Origin of the sequence: Streptomyces pyxinae (assembly GCF_024756275.1) — a bacterium.
GTDB lineage: Bacteria > Actinomycetota > Actinomycetes > Streptomycetales > Streptomycetaceae > Streptomyces > Streptomyces pyxinae.
Map to the genome: position 1 here is coordinate 214,683 of NZ_JANUGQ010000003.1, position 18,551 is coordinate 233,233.

Sequence of the window (18,551 nt, forward strand, 5' to 3'; positions counted from 1 at the left end):
GGAAGACCGACGGCCGGCGAGGAGCAGGCGGTTACCCTCCGGGCATGAGTGATCTCCTGATACGCCCGGCCGGCCCCGGCGACCTGCCCGCGATCGTGGCGCTGCTGGCGGACGACCCGCTCGGCGCGCGGCGCGAGACCCCCGACGACCTGGCGCCCTACGCCGCCGCGCTGGAACGGCTGCGCGCCGATCCCCACCAGCACCAGGTCGTCGCCGAGCGAGACGGCCGCGTCATCGGCACTCTTCAACTGACGATCGTCCCGGGGTTGTCCCGGCGCGGCGCCGTCCGGTCGATCATCGAAGCCGTACGGATCCACGCGGACGAGCGCGGCGGCGGGCTCGGCACCCATCTCATCGAGTGGGCCATCACCGAATCCCGCCGCCAGGGCTGCCAGTTGGTGCAGCTGACGTCCGACGCCTCACGCGAGGACGCTCACCGCTTCTACCGCCGTCTGGGCTTCGAGCCCTCCCATGTGGGTTTCAAGCTCACCCTCTGATCAAGCCCGTCCCCCGGCCCTGATTCCCGTGAGATCTGCCCCTGTTTCACGTGAAACAGGGGCCGTGTCCCGGGGGAACGCGTCACGAGCCCGCGCGCCAGCCCTTCTCGTCGACCCCTCCGGGCACCGCGTCTCCCCGCTCGTACGGTTCCCGGGTGAAGACGAAGGATCCGAGGTCGAGATGGCTCACCGAACCGTCCGGGTGCCGCACCACGCGCAGGGTCTCCCCCGCGTAGTAGCCGTCGAGACCGGTCCAGGTGCCGTCCCCCGCCGCACGGAACCGGGCGGCACGGCCGGGTCCCCGGAGCGGGCCCAGCTGGACTCCGCCGTCGGCGGCGAGGCGGAGCCCGTACGCATAAGTGCCCCAGTACCAGGGGCCGGTCAGCTCCAGCAGAGCCGGGTCCACCGAGCGCGCCGGGCGCCAGGGCTCCGGGATCCGCGGCTCGGCCTCCGCCACGATCCGCACCAGATCGGCCGCCACGGCACCGGGCTGCGGCCCGGAGGTCGCATTGGCCAGCGCCACGGCCACCACGTCGTCCCGCACACTCACCCAGAGACCGGCGACAAAACCGGGCAGTGAACCACCGTGGCCGATCAGTTCACGGCCCTCGCGCCGGACCAGCTGGAGCCCCAGGCCGTAGCAGTCCGTGTCCCCGGTCTCCGGGGGCACGGCCGGCACCCGCATCTCCGCCACCGACTCCCCGCTCAGCACCCGGGAGTCGCCGGTGGCGAGGAAGGAGCCGAACCGGCAGAGGTCACCGGCGGTGGACCACAGCTGCCCGGCCGGGGCCATCAGCCCCAGATCTTCGGCCGGCTCCGGCAGCACCGCGTCTGCCCAGGGATGCACCGCCCAGCCCGAGGCGTGGGGAGCGACCGCCCGGGTGGTCGTCCGGTCCAGCCCGAGCGGCTCCAGGATCTCCGACCGCAGCGCCTCCTCCCAGGAGACTCCGCGCACCGCCGCCACCAGCGAACCGAGCAGGGTGTAGCCCGGGTTCGAGTAGTGATGGCGTCGGCCGACCGGGTGGAGCAGTGGCTGCTCGCCCAGTACGTCGGGAAGCCCGGGGCGCAGTTCCCCCGGGGTGCGCTCCCACCAGGGCGCCGGGGCCTCGGCCGCCAGCCCCGCGCTGTGGCCGAGGAGCTGGCCCACGGTCACCGTGCCGACCCCCGTCCCCGGCAGATGCCTCTCCAGCGGGTCCGAGAGATCCAGCAGCCCCTCGTCCCGCAGGCGCAGCACCAGAACGGCGGTGAAGGTCTTGGTGATCGACCCGATCCGGTACTGGGTATCGGCGTCTGGCACCGTACCGTCGACTTCGCCCCGGCCGGCCGACCAGACTGGCTCACCGCCCCTGGCCACCGCCCCGACCAGCGACGGCGCCCGCCCCTCGGACTGCCCGGCGGCCACCCGGTGCAGCAGGGCGCGGCGCGTACCGGACAGCAGTTCTCGCTCATATGCGTTCATGGCCCCACAACTACCGTCCAGGGCCGCCGGCAGTCGACCGCGCCGGAGTCGTCCCCACCGCCTCGGTCCGCCCGCCGGATCGCCGGGTGCGGTCATCACTCCCGGTGCTCCGGGCGGGGCAGGCGAAAGCGAGCGAGGTTTCCCTCGGTGGCCCAGCGGTGGAAGCCCGCCTTCTCCAGCACGCGCACGGAGGCGGGATTCGACAGTTCCGCGCCGGCCGTCACGGTGCGGACGCCCGGCGCCGTGAGGGCGAAGTCCGCCAGCGCCCGCGCGGCCTCCGAGGCGTACCCCCGGCCCCGGCGGGAGCCCACGATCCCGTAACCGAGCTCGACGGCCCCCTCCTCGGGCGGCCAGAACACCCCGATGGAGCCCACCACCAGACCGCCGGCGCGCTCGGTGATCAGCCGGTGGCCGTACTCACCGAGCCAGGCGGGATGCTCTCCGAGCAGGCCGGCGATCACCTGGTCCCCCTCGGCGGGGAAGTCGTCCGCCCACCCGGCCGGCCGCGCTCCGGTGAGCACCGCGTCCGCCTCCTCCGGTGTCCAGCACCGCAGCAGGAGCCGCTCGGTCACCAGTGGGGCATGGTCGGAAGCGGAGAGAGTCACGGGCACTCCTGGCCTGGGGAACGAGCCGGGCGCGGAGTTCTCCGCGCGAGCCGGACAAGGGGCATACGGGCAGGGCCTGCGGCGGTCCGTACGCGTCCGTCCTCGTCCGGCCGGTCGGGCGACCGTCGCGCCGGAGCGAGAGTAACGATCACCGACGGCACCAACCACCCGTTTACGCCACAGGCCACGGCAGCGGCCCGGCGCCCACTCCACCGGGGCCCGGCGTCCCCGATCCGGCCGAAGAGCCCCGACCGGCCGGTGGCCGCTTCTATGCTGCCCGGGGGAGGGAGTGATCGTGCGGTATGTGATCGTGGAGGCCGAGGAGCCGGAGCCCGGTGCCCCGCCGAGAGTGACGGACACACAGGTGGTCTCCTACGCCATGAAGGGCGTCGAGGACCACTCGGTGGCCAATGCGACGATCAGCTCGACCGTCGCTCACGAGTTCCTGGGCATACGGGACCTGACCACGGGGAAACCCCGGTACTTCGTGCCGACCGGCGCGTCATTGACGCAGCGACACCTGCCTCGCCACCACGGCAGGGGCCCGAGGTTCCGCGGCAGTGCCGACCGGCTCCATCTGGACTTCGACAACACCTATCCGTCGATCGTCGAGCACAGCCACCGAGGCATCGCGCGGGCCGTCACCGACGGGGACATCGAGCTGTTCGGGCTCGCGGTCCAGCATCTTCCGGCAGCCGAGGCGCGCAAACTCACCGACCGCTTCTCCTTCCTCGTCTCGATGCGGGTCCGCTGCCTCCCCCTCATGAGCTCGCACATCGAGGTCGCCTATGTTCTGGTGAAGGAGTTGCTGGACAGCGGGTTCGCCGCGAAGGGCGATTTCCGGAACACCCTCAACGACATGCTGATCCTGGCCGTCGCCCTGGAGGCCGTATCGGCTGGAGGAGTCTTCGAGACCCGGGACAAACTGCTCGGGACGCTCGCCCGCCCCTACTTCGACAGCATGAGCCAGCATGGGGACCTGATCCGGTTCGTGCGGAACCCGGTGTCCCGGGCCCGCAGACCGAACCGGGACAGCAAGGGGTACATCAACGCCGGATGGCGCTACCAGTTCCGCTGACCACCCGCCCCCGCTCCACCCGGCCGATCCCGCCAGCGGACCGCACCGCTGCCCGGGGACGTCACGAACCCGTACCGGCAGCCGTCCGTTCCACCCACTCGCGCACGGACACTGCTCGCTCGATGCGGCTGACGATGTCCTTCTTGGACGCCGTGTCCAAGGTCTCCGGAAGCCTGTCGAAGGTGCCGGGAAGGACGTCGAGCAGACCCAGGATCTGTTCACCGGTGTGGACGGTCAGCAGCTGCCGGCACCTCCACTGCACTGGCATCTCGGGGCGGTGCGTGAGCCGCTGCACGAGCGTCGGGAACAGATAGTGCGTCGCCTCCGCGGCGAGGTGCTCGCGGAGCCAGCCGACCGGGAGCCGCTGGCTGAAGCCGTGCATGGCGGCCTCTTGGGCCAGGTCCAGGAGCTGAGCGGTGTCGACGGCTCGAACAGTGCGGGGAAGGGCCGAGGTCATGCCGAGATGATGCCAAGCCCCCCCGCGGGGCCGAGAGGTCGGCGGACCGGGATGCGATCTGGCGCCGGGCAGCCCCCGGGCCTCCTCGAACTCCTCGGAGGTGAGGTCTTCGGGGTCGTGGCCTTCCCATTCCGAGACGCGCGACCCGGCGGTGGTACCGATCAAGAGCTGACGGCCTGCAAGGTGGCGGTGGATCAGGTCTGGGCCATGTCCACGAAGCGGGAGTAGTGGCCCTGGAAGGCGACGGTGATCGTGGCCGTGGGACCGTTACGGTGCTTGGCGACGATCAGGTCCGCCTCGCCGGCCCGGGGGGACTCCTTCTCGTACGCGTCCTCCCGGTGCAGCAGGATGACCATGTCGGCGTCCTGCTCGATGGAGCCGGACTCACGCAGGTCGGACACCATCGGCTTCTTGTCGGTGCGCTGTTCGGGGCCTCGGTTCAGCTGTGACAGGGCGATGACCGGGAGCTCCAGCTCCTTCGCCAGCAGCTTCAGGTTTCGCGACATGTCGGAGACCTCCTGCTGGCGGCTCTCGGCGCGCTTGGAGCCGCCGGACTGCATCAGCTGGAGATAGTCGATGACCACGAGCTTGAGGTTGTTGCGCTGCTTGAGGCGGCGGCACTTGGCCCGGATCTCCATCATCGACAGGTTGGGGGAGTCGTCGATGTAGAGCGGGGCCTGCGAGACGTCCGGCATCCGCCGCGCCAGCCGGGTCCAGTCTTCGTCGGTCATGGTGCCGGAACGCATGTGGTGCAGCGCCACCCGGGCCTCCGCCGAGAGCAGGCGCATGGCGATCTCGTTGCGGCCCATCTCCAGGGAGAAGATCACGCTCGGCAGGTTGTTCTTGATCGAACAGGCCCGGGCGAAGTCCAGCGCCAGGGTGGACTTACCCATCGCGGGACGTGCGGCGATCACGATCATCTGACCGGGATGGAGGCCGTTGGTCAGCGAGTCGAAGTCGGTGAAGCCGGTCGGCACACCGGTCATCTCACCGCTGCGCGAGCCGATCGCCTCGATCTCGTCCAGCGCGCCTTCCATGATGTCGCCGAGCGGCAGGTAGTCCTCGCTGGTGCGCTGCTCGGTGACGGCGTAGATCTCCGCTTGGGCGGAGTTCACGATCTCGTCGACGTCGCCGTCCGCGGCGTATCCCATCTGGGTGATCTTGGTGCCCGCCTCCACCAGCCGCCGCAGTACAGCGCGCTCATGGACGATCTCCGCGTAGTACGAGGCATTGGCCGCCGTCGGCACCGACTGCACCAGGGTGTGCAGATACGAGGCACCGCCGACCCGGTTGATCTCCCCGCGCTTGGTGAGTTCCGCGCCCACCGTGATGGGGTCGGCGGGCTCGCCCTTGGCGTAGAGATCGAGGATGGCCTGGTAGACCGTCTCGTGGGCAGGGCGGTAGAAGTCATGGCCCTTGATGATCTCCACGACGTCCGCGATGGCGTCCTTGGAGAGGAGCATGCCGCCCAGCACCGACTGCTCGGCGTCCAGGTCCTGCGGCGGCACCCGCTCGAAGCCGCCCGCGCCGCTGTCCCAGGGGCCGCCGCCGTCCTCCCGGTCGGGCTGATCGTCGCGGCCACGGCCACGCCCCCGGCCTTCGCCGCCCCGGCCCTCCCCGCGCCGGCGGGAGGCGGGAAGGCGGTCGCTGGGACCGGTCTCGGCCCAGGGGTCGTCCATGGGCTCGGAAACACTCACCGGCCCGCCTCCTCCCGTCCGCCTCGCGGACCTCGCCGTGCCACTCTTTCTTACGCCACGGCTCTGACAAACAAGAGGCTCTACTCCGCTTCCGGCACGTCGGGCGCCGGACCACGGTAGGCCCGCGGGCACCGTCAGCCAATCTGGTTATCCACAGGGCCTGTGGGTGAAGGCGCCGATGCTGTGGAGAACCCGCGGGAACCTGTGCACGGACCGGGGGACAGCCGTGTGGACAAACTCATAGCCGCACCTTCGGGACGGCGCTGACCTGCTGTTTTTCCATCCACCGGCTGTGGGAGAGAAAAACTTTCCCGGCCGGGTCACGATCGGCGGCAGCGCACCTCCGAGCGGCCGCCCGGACAGCTACAAGTAAGGCCCGTGCATCTTTTGCATCCCTTACCTGTGGAAGATTAGATTGCCCCCATGTCCCAGGCCTCCGCACCCCCCGGTCCGACCCGGCGGCGGTACGACCGGGAGATCCTCTCCCTCGCCCTGCCGGCCTTCGGGGCACTCGTCGCCGAGCCGCTCTTCCTCATGGTCGACAGTGCCATCATCGGCCATCTCGGCACCGCCCAGCTCGCCGGTCTGGCGGTCGCCGCCGCCCTGCTCTCCACCGCCGTGAGCGTCTTCGTCTTCCTCGCCTACGCCACCACGGCGGCCGTCGCACGCCGCGTGGGCGCGGACGAGTTGCCCGCGGCGATCCGGCAGGGCATGGACGGCATCTGGCTCGCCCTGCTCCTGGGCACCGCCGTCGCCGCTCTCACCCTGCCGGCCGCGCCCTGGTTGGTCAGCCTCTTCGGCGCCTCCGACACCGCGGCTCCGTACGCGGTCACCTATCTCCGGATCTCCACCCTGGGCATCCCGGCCATGCTGATCGTGCTGGCGGCCACCGGGGTTCTCCGCGGGCTCCAGGACACCCGGACCCCGCTCCGGGTGGCGATCGGCGGCTTCGCGGCCAACGCCGCGCTCAACGCGGGCCTGGTGTACGGCGCCGGGCTCGGCATCGCGGGCTCGGCCTGGGGCACGGTCATCGCCCAGTGCGCCATGGCCGCCGCCTATCTCGCCGTCGTCGTCCGTGGCGCCCGCCGTCACGGCGCCACGCTCCGGCCCGATGCCGCCGGCATCCGGGCCTGCGCCCGGGCGGGTGCTCCCCTGCTCGTCCGTACGCTCTCGCTGCGTGCCGTCCTGATGATCGCCACTGCCGTGGCCGCCCGTCTCGGTGACGCCGAGGTCGCGGCCCATCAGGTGATCCTTTCGTTGTGGAGCCTGATGGCCTTCGCCCTGGACGCCATCGCCATCGCGGGACAGGCGATCATCGGGCGCTGCCTGGGCGCCGGGGACTCCGGGACCGCGCGCCAGGTATGCCGCCGCATGGTGTGGTGGGGCACCCTCTCCGGACTGGTGCTCGGGGCGCTCCTCGTACTGGCCCGGCCCCTCTTCGTGCCGCTCTTCACCGGCGACCACACCGTCCAGGACACCCTGCTGCCGGCGCTGCTGGTGGTGGCGCTCTCCCAGCCGGTGGCCGGAGTGGTCTTCGTCCTCGACGGGGTGCTGATGGGTGCCGGCGACGGGCCGTATCTGGCCGGTGCCATGGTGGTCACGCTGGCCGTCTTCGCTCCGGCCGCACTGCTCGTTCCCGTGCTCGGCGGTGGGCTGACCGCCCTCTGGTGGGCGATGACGCTGATGATGGCCGTACGACTGCTGACGCTCGGGCTCCGGATGCGCTCGGGGCGCTGGCTGGTCACGGGCGCCACGCGCTGAGCCTCCCCGGGCCGTACCGCTCCGGGCACGACCGGCCCTCCCACGCATGCCCCCGAGGCCACGAGCTCCGGCCTGGGCTCCGGCCTCCGGTTCCCGGGGTCGGGTGTTTCACGTGAAACACCCGACCCCGGGAACCGGTCTGTACAGCGGAAGGGGCCGCACTCACGAGGAGTGCGGCCCCTTCCCGTACTACCGACGCGTACCGCGCGGCGGGACGCTGCTCAGGCGGCGACGATCTCGATGTCGGCCTTGGCGGCGACCTCGGCGTGCAGGCGCACGGAGACCTGGTGCGAGCCCAGGGTCTTGATCGGCGAACCGAGCTCGATGCGACGCTTGTCCACCTCCGGGCCACCCGAGGACTTGATCGCCGAGGCGATGTCCGCCGGGGTGACCGAGCCGAAGAGGCGGCCGGAGTCGCCGGAGCGAACGGCCAGACGCACCTTCAGGCCCTCGAGCTGAGCCTTGACCTCATTGGCCTGCTCGATGGTCGCGATCTCGTGGATCTTGCGGGCGCGGCGGATCTGCGCCACGTCCTTCTCGCCGCCCTTGGTCCAGCGGATCGCGAAACCGCGCGGGACCAGGTAGTTGCGAGCGTAGCCGTCCTTGACGTCGACGACGTCGCCGGCGGCGCCGAGGCCGGAGACCTCGTGAGTGAGGATGATCTTCATGATTCGGTCACCCTCCCTTAGCGCGCGGTGGACGTGTAGGGCAGCAGCGCCATCTCACGGCTGTTCTTGACGGCCGTGGCGACGTCACGCTGGTGCTGCGTGCAGTTGCCGGTCACGCGGCGGGCACGGATCTTGCCGCGGTCGGAAATGAACTTCCGCAGCATGTTCGTGTCCTTGTAGTCCACGTAAGCGGTCTTGTCCTTGCAGAATGCGCAGACCTTCTTCTTCGGCTTGCGCACAGGCGGCTTCGCCATGTGTGTTTCTCCTGTGTGATCAAGAAGTGGGGTACGAACCGACTTCCGGGAGGCCCTGAGCGGGCTTCCTAGAAGGGGGGCTCGTCCGAGTAGCCGCCGCCGCTGGAGCTACCGCCCCAGCCGCCACCGCCGCCCTGCTGCTGGCCACCGCCGGCCGGCGCTCCGGTCGCCCACGGGTCGTCGGCGGGACCGCCGCCACCCTGCTGGCCACCGCCGGAGCCGCCGCCCCAGTTGCCGCCGCCCTGCTGCTGGCCACCGCCGTAGCCGCCCTGGCCGCCGCGACCGGTGGTCTTGGTGACCTTGGCCGTGGCGTTCTTGAGGCTGGGGCCGACTTCCTCGACGTCCAGCTCGAAGACCGTGCGCTTGACGCCCTCGCGGTCCTCGTAGGACCGCTGCTTGAGCCGGCCCTGCACGACGACACGCATGCCGCGCTGGAGCGACTCCGCGACGTTCTCCGCCGCCTGGCGCCAGACCGAGCAGGTCAGGAAGAGGCTCTCGCCGTCCTTCCACTCATTGGTCTGGCGGTCGAAGGTGCGGGGAGTGGACGCGACACGGAACTTCGCGACCGCCGCACCGGACGGGGTGAAGCGCAGCTCGGGGTCGTCGACAAGATTGCCGACGACCGTGATGACGGTCTCGCCTGCCATGGGGAACCTCTCGGCGGGATTGCTGCTGGCTGCTTGCTGCTACTCGGACCCGGAACCGCTGAGCGGGATGCTCAGTGGGTCTCGGGACGGAGGACCTTGGTCCGGAGGACCGACTCGTTCAGGTTCATCTGCCGGTCGAGCTCCTTGACGACCGCGGGCTCGGCCTGCAGGTCGATGACCGAGTAGATGCCCTCGGGCTTCTTCTTGATCTCGTAGGCGAGACGACGACGGCCCCAGGTGTCGACCTTCTCCACCTTTCCGTTGCCCTCACGGACGACGGAGAGGAAGTTCTCGATCAGCGGGGAGACAGCACGCTCCTCGAGATCGGGGTCGAGGATGACCATCACCTCGTAGTGACGCATGTGGAACCCACCTCCTTTGGACTCAGCGGCCACGGTCGTTCCGTGGCAGGAGGGTCGTAATGCGTGAACGACGGTATCGGCCGCCACTGACACACCCCCGGCGAGCGAGGGCCTGCGTGACTCCCGTATCGGGACATGGGCAGAGACCGGCGCAGACCGTACAGCGTACCCGCACACCGCCTTCCGGTTGAAATCGGGGCGGGAGGGCACGCAATCTGTACGCATCGGGTAGGGCGGCGCCGCCGGGCGCCGCCTTACGGTTCAGCCAGGAGGTGCCACATGGCCCAGGCATTCCAGCGTCATCCCTCCTCGTCCCTGTTCGCCACCGACGGCAAGCCCCACCCGGTCCAGGACACCCTGATGGCGGTGACCGTGGTGCTGGGGGTCCTCGCCTTCGTGACGGCCCAGTTCCACCATCTGCACCTGATCAGCTCCTGGGCCGGTCTGGTGGGAATCTGCACTGGGGCGTACGGCCAGTTCATCTCCGAGACCACCCGCGAGCGCACCCTGCTGATCATCGGCCTGGGCGCCTCCGCCGTCGGTTTCGGGCTCGGTATGGCGCACGGCGGCCTTTTCGGCGGGCTGCTCGGCTGAGCCGGCGGAGAGGCCCGGCCGGCGACCGGCCGGATTCCCGCAGGGACCCCGACCGGAGGCCCGGCAGGTCACCCGGCCCGGGGCCCGGCGGTGGTCCGGCGGGGAGCCCCGCCGGACCACCGCCGACTAGCGGCCAGACGGGGTGCTCCCGGGTGCCAGATAGGCTTCGGCGCGAGAGCCGGAGCCCCTGACACCATGGGGACACACCTGCCGAGGAGCGCCCCATATGAGCCTGACCCTGAGGACCATCAGCCGAGAGCAGCATCTGGCATTCCTCCAGACCCTGCCGTCGGCGAGTCACTGCCAGGTTCCGGCATGGGCCGATGTGAAGAACGAGTGGCGCTCGGAGAACCTGGGCTGGTTCGACAACGCCGGGCAGCTCGTCGGCGTCGGTCTCGTCCTGTACCGCCAGCTGCCCAAGATCAAGCGATACCTGGCCTATCTGCCCGAGGGCCCGGTCATCAACTGGTACGCCCCCAATCTGGACGACTGGCTGCAGCCCATGCTGGCGCACCTGAAGCACCAGGGCGCCTTCTCCGTGAAGATGGGCCCGCCGGTGGTCATCCGCCGCTGGGACGCCGGCGCGATCAAGTCCGGCATCCAGGACCAGGACGTCAAGCGGCTGCGGGACGTGGAGGCGACGTACATCGAGCCGCGCGCCTTCGAGGTGTCCGAGCGGCTCCGTAAGATGGGCTGGCAGCAGAGCGAGGACGGCGGCGCCGGCTTCGGTGACGTACAGCCGCGCTACGTCTTCCAGGTCCCGCTGGCGAACCGTTCGCTCGACGATGTGCTCAAGGGCTTCAACCAGCTCTGGCGGCGCAACATCAAGAAGGCCGAGAAGGCCGGGGTCGAGGTGGTCCAGGGCGGCTACTACGACCTGCCCGAATGGCAGCGGCTGTACGAGATCACCGCGGTCCGCGACAAGTTCCGGCCGCGGCCGCTCTCGTACTTCGAGCGCATGTGGACGGTGCTCAACAACGAGGACCCCAACCGGATGCGGCTCTACTTCGCGCGGCACAACGGGGTCAACCTGTCGGCTGCGACGATGCTGGTCGTCGGCGGGCACGTCTGGTACTCGTACGGCGCCTCGGACAACATCGGCCGTGAGTACCGGCCGTCCAACGCGATGCAGTGGCGGATGCTCCGGGACGCCTACGCGATGGGCGCCACCGTCTACGACCTGCGCGGCATCTCCGACTCGCTGGACGAGACCGACCACCTCTTCGGCCTGATCCAGTTCAAGGTCGGCACCGGCGGCGAGGCGGTCGAGTACATCGGTGAGTGGGACTTCCCGCTGAACAAGCTGCTCCACAAGGCGCTGGACATGTATATGTCGCGTCGCTGAGACCGCTTCCGCCTCCGGGGGACCCGCCCCGGAGGCCCGGGGCCGGCCGCAGGGCTCCGGCTCTCCCGGGCCCGCTCCGGTCCCTCCCGTCGCTCCCCTCCGTCCCCATCAGTCAGTCATCTTCAGTTCCCAGTCCCCTCAGTCCCTTCGGCTCACTGCTGAATACGCTGAATACACAGCCCCTCCTGAACACGCGGAACACCGCGGTCACCAGAAAGGTTCCGGGCCGGCCATGGCGCTCTCCCTCTATGTCGACACCGCGCGCTGGCGGGCGCACCAGAAGTCCGTCATCGACCAGTTCCCGGGCCTGGTACCGGTCTGCAAGGGCAATGGCTACGGCTTCGGACACGAGCGGCTCTCGGAGGAGGCGGCGCGCTTCGGGGCGGACATGCTGGCCGTCGGCACCACCTATGAGGCGGCCCGGATCAAGGACTGGTTCGGCGGCGATCTGCTCGTCCTCACCCCGTTCCGGCGCGGTGAGGAACCGGTTCCGCTGCCGGACCGGGTGGTCCGGTCGGTCTCCTCGGTGGACGGGGTGCACGCCCTGGTCGGTGCCCGGGTCGTCATCGAGTGCATGAGCTCCATGAAGCGGCACGGCGTCCACGAGCACGAGCTGGGCCAGCTGCACGCCGCCATCGAGGACGTACGCCTGGAGGGCTTCGCGCTCCACCTCCCGCTGGACCGCACCGACGGCACGGACGCGGTCGAGGAGGTCATCGCCTGGATGGACCGGCTGCGCCAGGCCCGGCTGCCGCTGCACACCATGTTCGTCAGCCATCTGCGGGCGGACGAGCAGGCCCGGCTCCAGCAGCAGTTCCCGCAGACCCGGTTCCGGGCCCGGATCGGCACCCGGCTCTGGCTCGGGGACCACGAGGCGACGCAGTACCGGGGCGCGGTTCTGGACGTCACCCGGGTCGCCAAGGGCGACCGGTTCGGCTACCGCCAGCAGAAGGCCGCCTCCGACGGCTGGCTGGTGGTCGTCGCGGGCGGCACCTCGCACGGCGTCGGTCTGGAGGCGCCCAAGGCGATGCACGGTGTGATGCCGCGCGCCAAGGGCGTGGCCCGCGCCGGTCTGGCGACCGTCAACCGCAATCTCTCGCCGTTCGTCTGGGCCGGCAAGCAGCGGTGGTTCGCGGAGCCCCCGCACATGCAGGTGTCGATCCTCTTCGTTCCGGCGGATGCCCAGGAGCCGCGGGTCGGGGACGAGCTGGTGGCTCATCTGCGGCACACCACCACCCAGTTCGACCGGCTCGTCGAGCGCTGAGCCACCGGGGCTCCGGGGCCCCGGGCCGCCGGCGGGTCGCAGCGGCATCCGCCCGGGGCGCCGGGTGCCCGGGCACCGGGAGCCCGGGGCGCCACCGCCCCGCCGCCCCCGGCGGGCTCACCCCGCCGGGGCTCCCCGGTCCGGGCGCCGTTCGTCCGGCCCGGCCGCGTACCCGTCGGGTCCCGCCACCGAGCGGCCGCGGGCGAAGACGTCCGGGGCGCCGTCCAGCACACCTCCCGAGGGGTCGTCGGAGCCGTCCCGCCGGACCTCGTCCCGGTCCGGCCGGAGCACGTCCCGCACCACCACCGCGCAGAGGTACGCCGTGCCCAGCAGATGCAGCGCGACCGCCAGCTGGTATCCCTCGGCGGGCAGGCCCTGCTTGCTGTCGGTCGTCGTGTAGAGCAGGTACAGCCAGATGCCGGCGAAGTACATCACCTCGCAGCCCTGCCAGATCAGGAAGTCCCGCCAGCGGGGCCGGGCCAGGGCGGCGAGCGGGATGAGCCACAGCACGTACTGCGGCGAGTAGACCTTGTTGGTGAGGACGAAGGCCGCGACCACCAGGAAGGCGAGCTGGGCGAATCGCGGCCGCCGGGGCGCGGCGAGGGCCAGGGCCGCGATGCCGGCGCAGGCCAGCAGCATCAGCACGATCGCCGCGAGGTTGACGGACTCCACGTCGAGGTTCTCCCCGGTGCGCTGGGAGATGACGAGCCAGAGGGAGCCGAAGTCGACGGAGCGCTCCTGGCTGAAGGTGTAGAACTTCTTCCAGCCCTCGGGTGCGAGCAGCATCACCGGCACGTTGACCACCAGCCAGGCACCCACCGCGCCGAGCAGCGCCGCACCCGCCTCCCGCCACTTCCCGGCCCGCCAGCAGAGCAGCAGCAGCGGGCCGAGCAGGAGGACGGGGTAGAGCTTGGCGGCCGTGGCGAGGCCCAGCAGCAGCCCGAAGGCGAGCGCCCGGCCCCGGGACCACATCAGCGTCGCGGCGCCGGTCAGGGCGACGGCGAGCAGGTCCCAGTTGATGGTGGCGGTGAGCGCCAACGCGGGCGCCAGCGCCACCAGCAGGGCGTCCCAGGGCCGGCGGCGGTGGGTCCGGGCCACGCAGACCACGAGCACGGCCGTGCAGGCCATCAGCATGCCCGCGTTGACCAGCCAGTAGATCTGCTCGCGGTGCATCACCTCGCCGCCGGCCGGCAGCGTCAGCCATGCGGCGACCTGCATGAAGAGACCGGTGAGCACCGGGTACTCCAGATACTCCATGTCACCGGTGAGCCGGTCGAAGTACGGGATCAGCCCGTCGGCGAACCCCCGGCCGGCGTAGAGGTGCGGGATGTCGGAGTAGCAGGCGTGGGCGTACTGCGAACCCGCGCCGCGGAACCAGGCCCAGTCGTAGCACGGGATCTTCTGCACCATGCCCAGCAGGAACATGCCGAGGGCGACCAGCGCGATCACCCGGACGGGGGTGAGCGGTCCGCCGCCGGGCCGGGCCCAGCGACCGACGGGACCACCGAGCACCTCGCTCCCGGCGGCGGCGACCTCGTCCCGCCGGGTCGGGCGTACGACGGGCTCGCGGACGCGCTCTCTGGTCATGGCCCTCATCCTGCCGTACCCGCACCCGCCGACGTGCTCGCCTGTGGACAACGGGGCGGCGCGGACAGCGCAGTCAGCGCGGGCAACGCCGACAAGCCGGTCGACCGCCGGCCGACGACCACCGGGGACGAGCCCGGTCCCGGCGGCTTACCCGCCCCGGAGGCCCGGGCACCCGCAGACGGTCCCGGCCGTCCGCCGGGACCGGCGCACCCGTGGTCGGCACCCGTCACACCGGCGAGGTCCCGGCCCGGGTCCCGGCCCGGCCCTGGCCCTGGCTCCGGCTCCGGCGGCGCCCCGGGCCCCGTACCGCCCGGAGAAACGGCGGGGCCGCCGCACCCCCTCGCGTACCGGACGCGTACGGGATGCGGCGGCCCATCGCCGCGGGTGGAGCCGGGACCGGGAGGCTAGCCCTCCATCCCGGAGATCCAGCCGCCGCCCGGTCTGCCGCCGTCGGTCTCGCCGTTGGCGGCACCGCTGTTGGCGCTGCCCCCGGCCGGGTTGCCGCCGTTCACATTGCCGCTGTTGTCGCCGCCCTCCACGGCTCCGCCGCCGGTCGGGTTGCCGGTGCCCTGGGTGTCGCCGCCCTGAATGGTGCCGCCACCGGCGGGATTGCCGTTGCCTCCGTTCACCTGTCCGGAGTTGTCACCGCCGCCGTTCTCCTCGTCGCAGTCCCACTCGTACGGCGGACACGACGCCTTGGAGGACGTGCTCGGGGACGGGGACGAGGACTGCGACTTCGACGGGCTGGGGGACGAGGGCGACGGGGAGGCCGACTTCGACGGGCTGGCCGACGGCTTGGGCTTCGGACTCTCGGCCCCTCCGCCGAACACCGCCCCCGCGTCCAGCGGCTCGGGCTCCGGGAAGCGGAGCTTCTCCTTGCCCTCCAGCGCCGTGGACATGTATTCGCGCCAGATCTCCGACGGGAACGACGATCCGTGGATCTTCTTCTGCCCGCCGGTGCCGAACATCTCCTCGAATTTACGATTCTTGTTCGTTGCGTCGTCGTCCATCCGGTACATGTCGATGGCGGTCGAGAGCTGCGGGGTGTAGCCCACGAACCAGGCCGACTTGTTGCCGTCGGTCGTACCGGTCTTGCCGGCCACCTGCCGCCCCGGGAGAGCCGCCTTCCGGCCGGTGCCCTCCGGGTCCTCCACGACGCTGCGCAGCACATCGGTGACGTTGCTGGCGACGGCGGTGTCGAAGGCGCGGGCGCCCTTGTCCTGGTGGGTGTAGATCTCCTTGCCGCTCTTGAGCACCTTGGTTACCGAGTAGGGCTCGTTCCGCTCGCCGTTGGCGGCGAAAGTGGCGTAGGCACCCGCCATCCGGATGGCGCTGGGGTCGGAGATGCCGATCGAGAAGGACGGCACATCCGCCTCGACCAGGCTCTCCTTGCGCAGCCCCGAGTCGATCGCGGCCTGCCGGACCTTGTCGATGCCGATGTCCATGCCGAGCTGCACGAAGGGCGAGTTGGCGGAGTGGATCATCGCCTCGCGGAGGCTGATGTTCTTGTAGTCCTCCTGGCCGTCATTGGTCTGGAGCCACTCGTTGCCGTTCTCGTCCTTCCAGACACTGCCGTCGTACCGGCGGATCTTCAGCTTGTTCTGGCCGTTGTAGAAGGCCCGGTCCGGGTCGACGATACGGCGTTCCGACGGCCCCTGCTCCGAGCCGAGGGCCGGGTTGCGCACTCCGTCCCGCATCGCCGCGGCCAGCACGAAGGGCTTGAAGGTCGAGCCCACCTGGGCACCGGTCTGGTCCGCGTTGTTGGTGAAGTGCTTGGTGGCGTCCGCGCCGCCGTAGATGGCGGTGATGGCGCCGTTCTCGGGGTTGACCGAGGCGCCGCCGAACTGGACGTGGGTGTCGGTCTTCGGACGCTTCTGCGGATCGATGTTGGCGTCGTAGACCTTCTTGACCGCCGCCTGCAGCTGTTCGACGTTCTTCTTGTCGAACGTCGTGTGGATCTCGTAGCCGCCCTGGGCGAGCTGCTTGGCGGTGATGCCCTGCTCGTTGTTGTTGATGAAGTACGCCTTGGCCAGGTCGACCAGGTAACCGGTCTGACCGCTGAGCTGGGCGCCCTTCTTCGGCGGCACCACCTTCGGGAAGGCCGTGAATCCGGCGCGCTTGGCCGCGTCCAGGTGGCCGTCCTTGACCATCTCGTCGAGGATCCACTTCCACCGCTTGGTGGCCCGGTCCGCGTTGGCCTGCGGGGTCGCGGTGGGGTCGATCTCGGTGGCGCCGGCCGGGTCGTAGTAGGTCGCGCCCTTCAGCAGCGACGCGAGGAAGGCGCACTCGCTGGCGTTCAGGTCCTTGGCGTCCTTGTTGAAGTACGTGCGCGCCGCCGCCTGGAGCCCGTACGCGCCCCGGCCGTAGTACGAGGTGTTGAGGTACCCCGCCATGGTCTTTTCCTTGGACCCCTTCGTGCCCACCTTCAGGGCGATGAAGAGTTCCTTGGCCTTGCGGCTGAGCGTCTGGCTCTGGTCGTCCAGCATCGCGTTCTTCACGTACTGCTGGGTGATGGTCGAACCACCCTGGGTCTGGCCGCCCATGGCCATGTTGACCACCGCCCGGCCGATGCCCGACGGGTCGACGCCCCAGTCCGTCTCGAACGACTTGTTCTCGGCGGACATGACGGCGTACCGCATCTCCGCCGGGATGGCGTCATAGGCCAGGATCTGCCGGTTGATCTCGCCGCCGGTGGCGGCCATCTGGGAGCCGTCGGCCCAGTAGTAGACGTTGTTCTGCGCCTTGGCGATCTTCGCGGGATCGGGGATTTCCACCCAGGCGTACGCCACCGTCGCCGCCCCCATGAGCAGCGCGGCGAAGCCGAGGAAGACCCCGGTCACCAGCTTCCAGGAGGGCGTCCAGCGGCGCCAGCCGTGCTTCCCGGATCTCGGGTAGTCGATGATCCGCTTCTTGCCGGGTCCGTCACCGGGCCCGCCGCCGTGCCCCGCGCCACCGCGCCGGCCGCCTCCGTGCCCGCCCGCACCACCGGCCGCTCCGGCGCGCCGCCCACCGCCCCGCTGGGCGGCGCGCCGGGCCTCGGCGCGGCCCCCGTAGGGGCGCTCCTCGCCGTAAGGTCCTGCGGGGGACCCCGAATTGACTCCCCGCGCCTGCTCCGCCCGGTGCCCCGGGGACTGCTGGGCGGCGCGCCTGGCCGCGGCTCGTCCGCCGCCCTGGGGCTGCGGCGGTTTGCGACGGTGCTCGCTCATCGAACGACTACTCCTCGGGCAGGCGAGTACGCCTGGAAGCGGCAGCTGGGTTCCGGTCCCCCGAACTTCGGTACGGACGCGCCCCCCGGAGAGCTCATCCGCCATGCACACACGGCATCCAGAACAAGGACGCCCCCCGGCGCCGCGCGGTTCCCACTGGTGTACATGCCGCACAGACTACGCACGCACAAAACCCGCTCCGCACCCAAGTTCACCCCAAATCAGGCAAGTCGGTGTGGCGAATTACCGATGTGACCCCGTTCACCCCGGCCTCACTTGTCGCGACCGGAGTGCCGCCCTATCGTGCTGATGTATCGGACCGATACATCAGCACGGCATACGTCGTGGCGGCGAAGGCGGAGGCATATGAGCAGGCGCTCGGGCATCCTCGAATTCGCCGTACTCGGTCTGCTCCGTGAGGCCCCCATGCACGGGTACGAGCTCCGCAAGCGGCTCAACACCTCGCTGGGAATCTTCCGGGCCTTCAGCTACGGGACCCTCTACCCCTGCCTCAAGACACTGGTCGCGAACGGCTGGCTGGCCGAGGAACCAGGCAGCGCCCCGGAAGACGCCCTCGCCGCCTCCCTCTCCGGGCGACGCGCCAAGATCGTCTACCGGCTGACCCCGGCGGGGAAGGAGCACTTCGAGGAACTCCTCTCCCACACCGGCCCCGACACCTGGGAGGACGAGCACTTCGCGGCACGTTTCGCCTTCTTCGGACAGACGGAGCGCGAGGTGCGGATGCGGGTGCTGGAGGGCCGGCGGAGCCGTCTGGAGGAGCGTCTGGAGAAGATGCGCGCTTCCCTGGCACGGACCCGGGAGCGTCTGGACGACTACACGCTTGAGCTGCAGCGGCACGGCATGGAGTCCGTGGAGCGCGAGGTGCGCTGGCTGAACGAGCTCATCGAGAGCGAACGCGCGGGACGGGACCGCCTGCGGTCCGGCCCCGAGAGTTCCGCTCAGCAGGACCACACCACGGGAGAAGCGGGCGGCCTGCCCCGGCACGGGGGCAGTACCCGGCCGGATCCGTCCGACGACACCACCAAGTGAGGCCCCGCCCGTGCGGGGCC

Annotated in this window: 17 protein-coding genes; 7 read left to right on the forward strand and 10 right to left on the reverse strand. The window is 70.6% G+C overall.

From position 1 onward, the window contains the following. Window positions 1-44: 44 nt before the first annotated feature. Complete coding sequence (locus NX801_RS05785; protein WP_258785909.1) at window positions 45-497, forward strand: GNAT family N-acetyltransferase; 453 nt, start codon at window positions 45-47, stop codon at window positions 495-497. A gap of 82 nt (window positions 498-579) precedes the next feature. On the opposite strand, the gene NX801_RS05790 is transcribed toward NX801_RS05785, so the two are convergent. Next, complete coding sequence (locus tag NX801_RS05790; RefSeq protein WP_258785910.1) at window positions 580-1,956, reverse strand: serine hydrolase domain-containing protein; 1,377 nt, start codon at window positions 1,954-1,956, stop codon at window positions 580-582. Between the two features lie 95 nt (window positions 1,957-2,051). Beyond that, a complete protein-coding gene (locus tag NX801_RS05795; protein ID WP_258785911.1) occupies window positions 2,052-2,561 on the reverse strand; it encodes a GNAT family N-acetyltransferase in 510 nt (169 codons plus the stop codon). A gap of 295 nt (window positions 2,562-2,856) precedes the next feature. Here NX801_RS05795 and NX801_RS05800 point away from each other — a divergent pair, with 295 nt between their 5' ends. Then, complete coding sequence (locus NX801_RS05800; protein WP_258785912.1) at window positions 2,857-3,639, forward strand: hypothetical protein; 783 nt, start codon at window positions 2,857-2,859, stop codon at window positions 3,637-3,639. 61 nt (window positions 3,640-3,700) lie between these two features. Here the strand turns inward: NX801_RS05800 and NX801_RS05805 are convergent, their stop codons facing one another. Together NX801_RS05805 and dnaB are read right to left on the reverse strand one after the other, a co-directional pair. After that, on the reverse strand, window positions 3,701-4,096 hold the full coding sequence (locus NX801_RS05805) for a hypothetical protein (protein WP_258785913.1): 396 nt from the start codon (window positions 4,094-4,096) through the stop codon (window positions 3,701-3,703). Window positions 4,097-4,290: 194 nt separating this feature from the next. Beyond that, window positions 4,291-5,793, reverse strand: a complete 1,503-nt coding sequence (gene dnaB / locus NX801_RS05810; protein ID WP_258785914.1) for a replicative DNA helicase — start codon at window positions 5,791-5,793, stop codon at window positions 4,291-4,293. Window positions 5,794-6,216: 423 nt separating this feature from the next. Between dnaB and NX801_RS05815 the strand changes: the two genes are divergently transcribed. Then, window positions 6,217-7,554: an MATE family efflux transporter gene (locus NX801_RS05815; protein ID WP_258785915.1), complete on the forward strand. Its 1,338-nt coding sequence runs from the start codon at window positions 6,217-6,219 to the stop codon at window positions 7,552-7,554. Between the two features lie 221 nt (window positions 7,555-7,775). Here the strand turns inward: NX801_RS05815 and rplI are convergent, their stop codons facing one another. The 4 genes from rplI to rpsF all read right to left on the reverse strand — a co-directional run bounded on the left by rplI (window position 7,776) and on the right by rpsF (window position 9,485). Further along, window positions 7,776-8,222, reverse strand: coding sequence for a 50S ribosomal protein L9 (gene rplI / locus NX801_RS05820; RefSeq protein ID WP_258785917.1), 447 nt, complete (start codon window positions 8,220-8,222; stop codon window positions 7,776-7,778). A 17-nt stretch (window positions 8,223-8,239) separates the two neighbouring features. Beyond that, the gene (rpsR, locus tag NX801_RS05825) at window positions 8,240-8,476 is read right to left on the reverse strand and encodes a 30S ribosomal protein S18 (protein ID WP_005315025.1); all 237 of its coding nucleotides are present in this window, start codon (window positions 8,474-8,476) and stop codon (window positions 8,240-8,242) included. A 68-nt stretch (window positions 8,477-8,544) separates the two neighbouring features. Then, window positions 8,545-9,123 carry a single-stranded DNA-binding protein gene (locus NX801_RS05830; protein WP_258785921.1) on the reverse strand — a complete coding sequence of 193 codons (579 nt, stop codon included), beginning with the start codon at window positions 9,121-9,123 and terminating at the stop codon, window positions 8,545-8,547. 71 nt (window positions 9,124-9,194) lie between these two features. After that, a complete protein-coding gene (gene rpsF / locus NX801_RS05835) occupies window positions 9,195-9,485 on the reverse strand; it encodes a 30S ribosomal protein S6 (protein ID WP_004950685.1) in 291 nt (96 codons plus the stop codon). Between the two features lie 279 nt (window positions 9,486-9,764). Here rpsF and NX801_RS05840 point away from each other — a divergent pair, with 279 nt between their 5' ends. The 3 genes from NX801_RS05840 to NX801_RS05850 all read left to right on the forward strand — a co-directional run bounded on the left by NX801_RS05840 (window position 9,765) and on the right by NX801_RS05850 (window position 12,688). Further along, window positions 9,765-10,079, forward strand: coding sequence for a hypothetical protein (locus tag NX801_RS05840; RefSeq protein ID WP_258785923.1), 315 nt, complete (start codon window positions 9,765-9,767; stop codon window positions 10,077-10,079). A gap of 226 nt (window positions 10,080-10,305) precedes the next feature. Continuing rightward, window positions 10,306-11,424: a lipid II:glycine glycyltransferase FemX gene (locus tag NX801_RS05845; protein WP_258785924.1), complete on the forward strand. Its 1,119-nt coding sequence runs from the start codon at window positions 10,306-10,308 to the stop codon at window positions 11,422-11,424. Between the two features lie 232 nt (window positions 11,425-11,656). After that, window positions 11,657-12,688: an alanine racemase gene (locus NX801_RS05850; protein ID WP_258785925.1), complete on the forward strand. Its 1,032-nt coding sequence runs from the start codon at window positions 11,657-11,659 to the stop codon at window positions 12,686-12,688. Between the two features lie 117 nt (window positions 12,689-12,805). On the opposite strand, the gene NX801_RS05855 is transcribed toward NX801_RS05850, so the two are convergent. Both NX801_RS05855 and NX801_RS05860 read right to left on the reverse strand, forming a co-directional pair. Further along, the gene (locus NX801_RS05855; RefSeq protein ID WP_258785926.1) at window positions 12,806-14,275 is read right to left on the reverse strand and encodes a glycosyltransferase family 87 protein; all 1,470 of its coding nucleotides are present in this window, start codon (window positions 14,273-14,275) and stop codon (window positions 12,806-12,808) included. Between the two features lie 404 nt (window positions 14,276-14,679). Next, on the reverse strand, window positions 14,680-17,481 hold the full coding sequence (locus NX801_RS05860; RefSeq protein ID WP_258785927.1) for a transglycosylase domain-containing protein: 2,802 nt from the start codon (window positions 17,479-17,481) through the stop codon (window positions 14,680-14,682). A 366-nt stretch (window positions 17,482-17,847) separates the two neighbouring features. Between NX801_RS05860 and NX801_RS05865 the strand changes: the two genes are divergently transcribed. Further along, window positions 17,848-18,531: a PadR family transcriptional regulator gene (locus NX801_RS05865; protein ID WP_258785928.1), complete on the forward strand. Its 684-nt coding sequence runs from the start codon at window positions 17,848-17,850 to the stop codon at window positions 18,529-18,531. The last annotated feature ends 20 nt before the right edge of the window (window positions 18,532-18,551 follow it).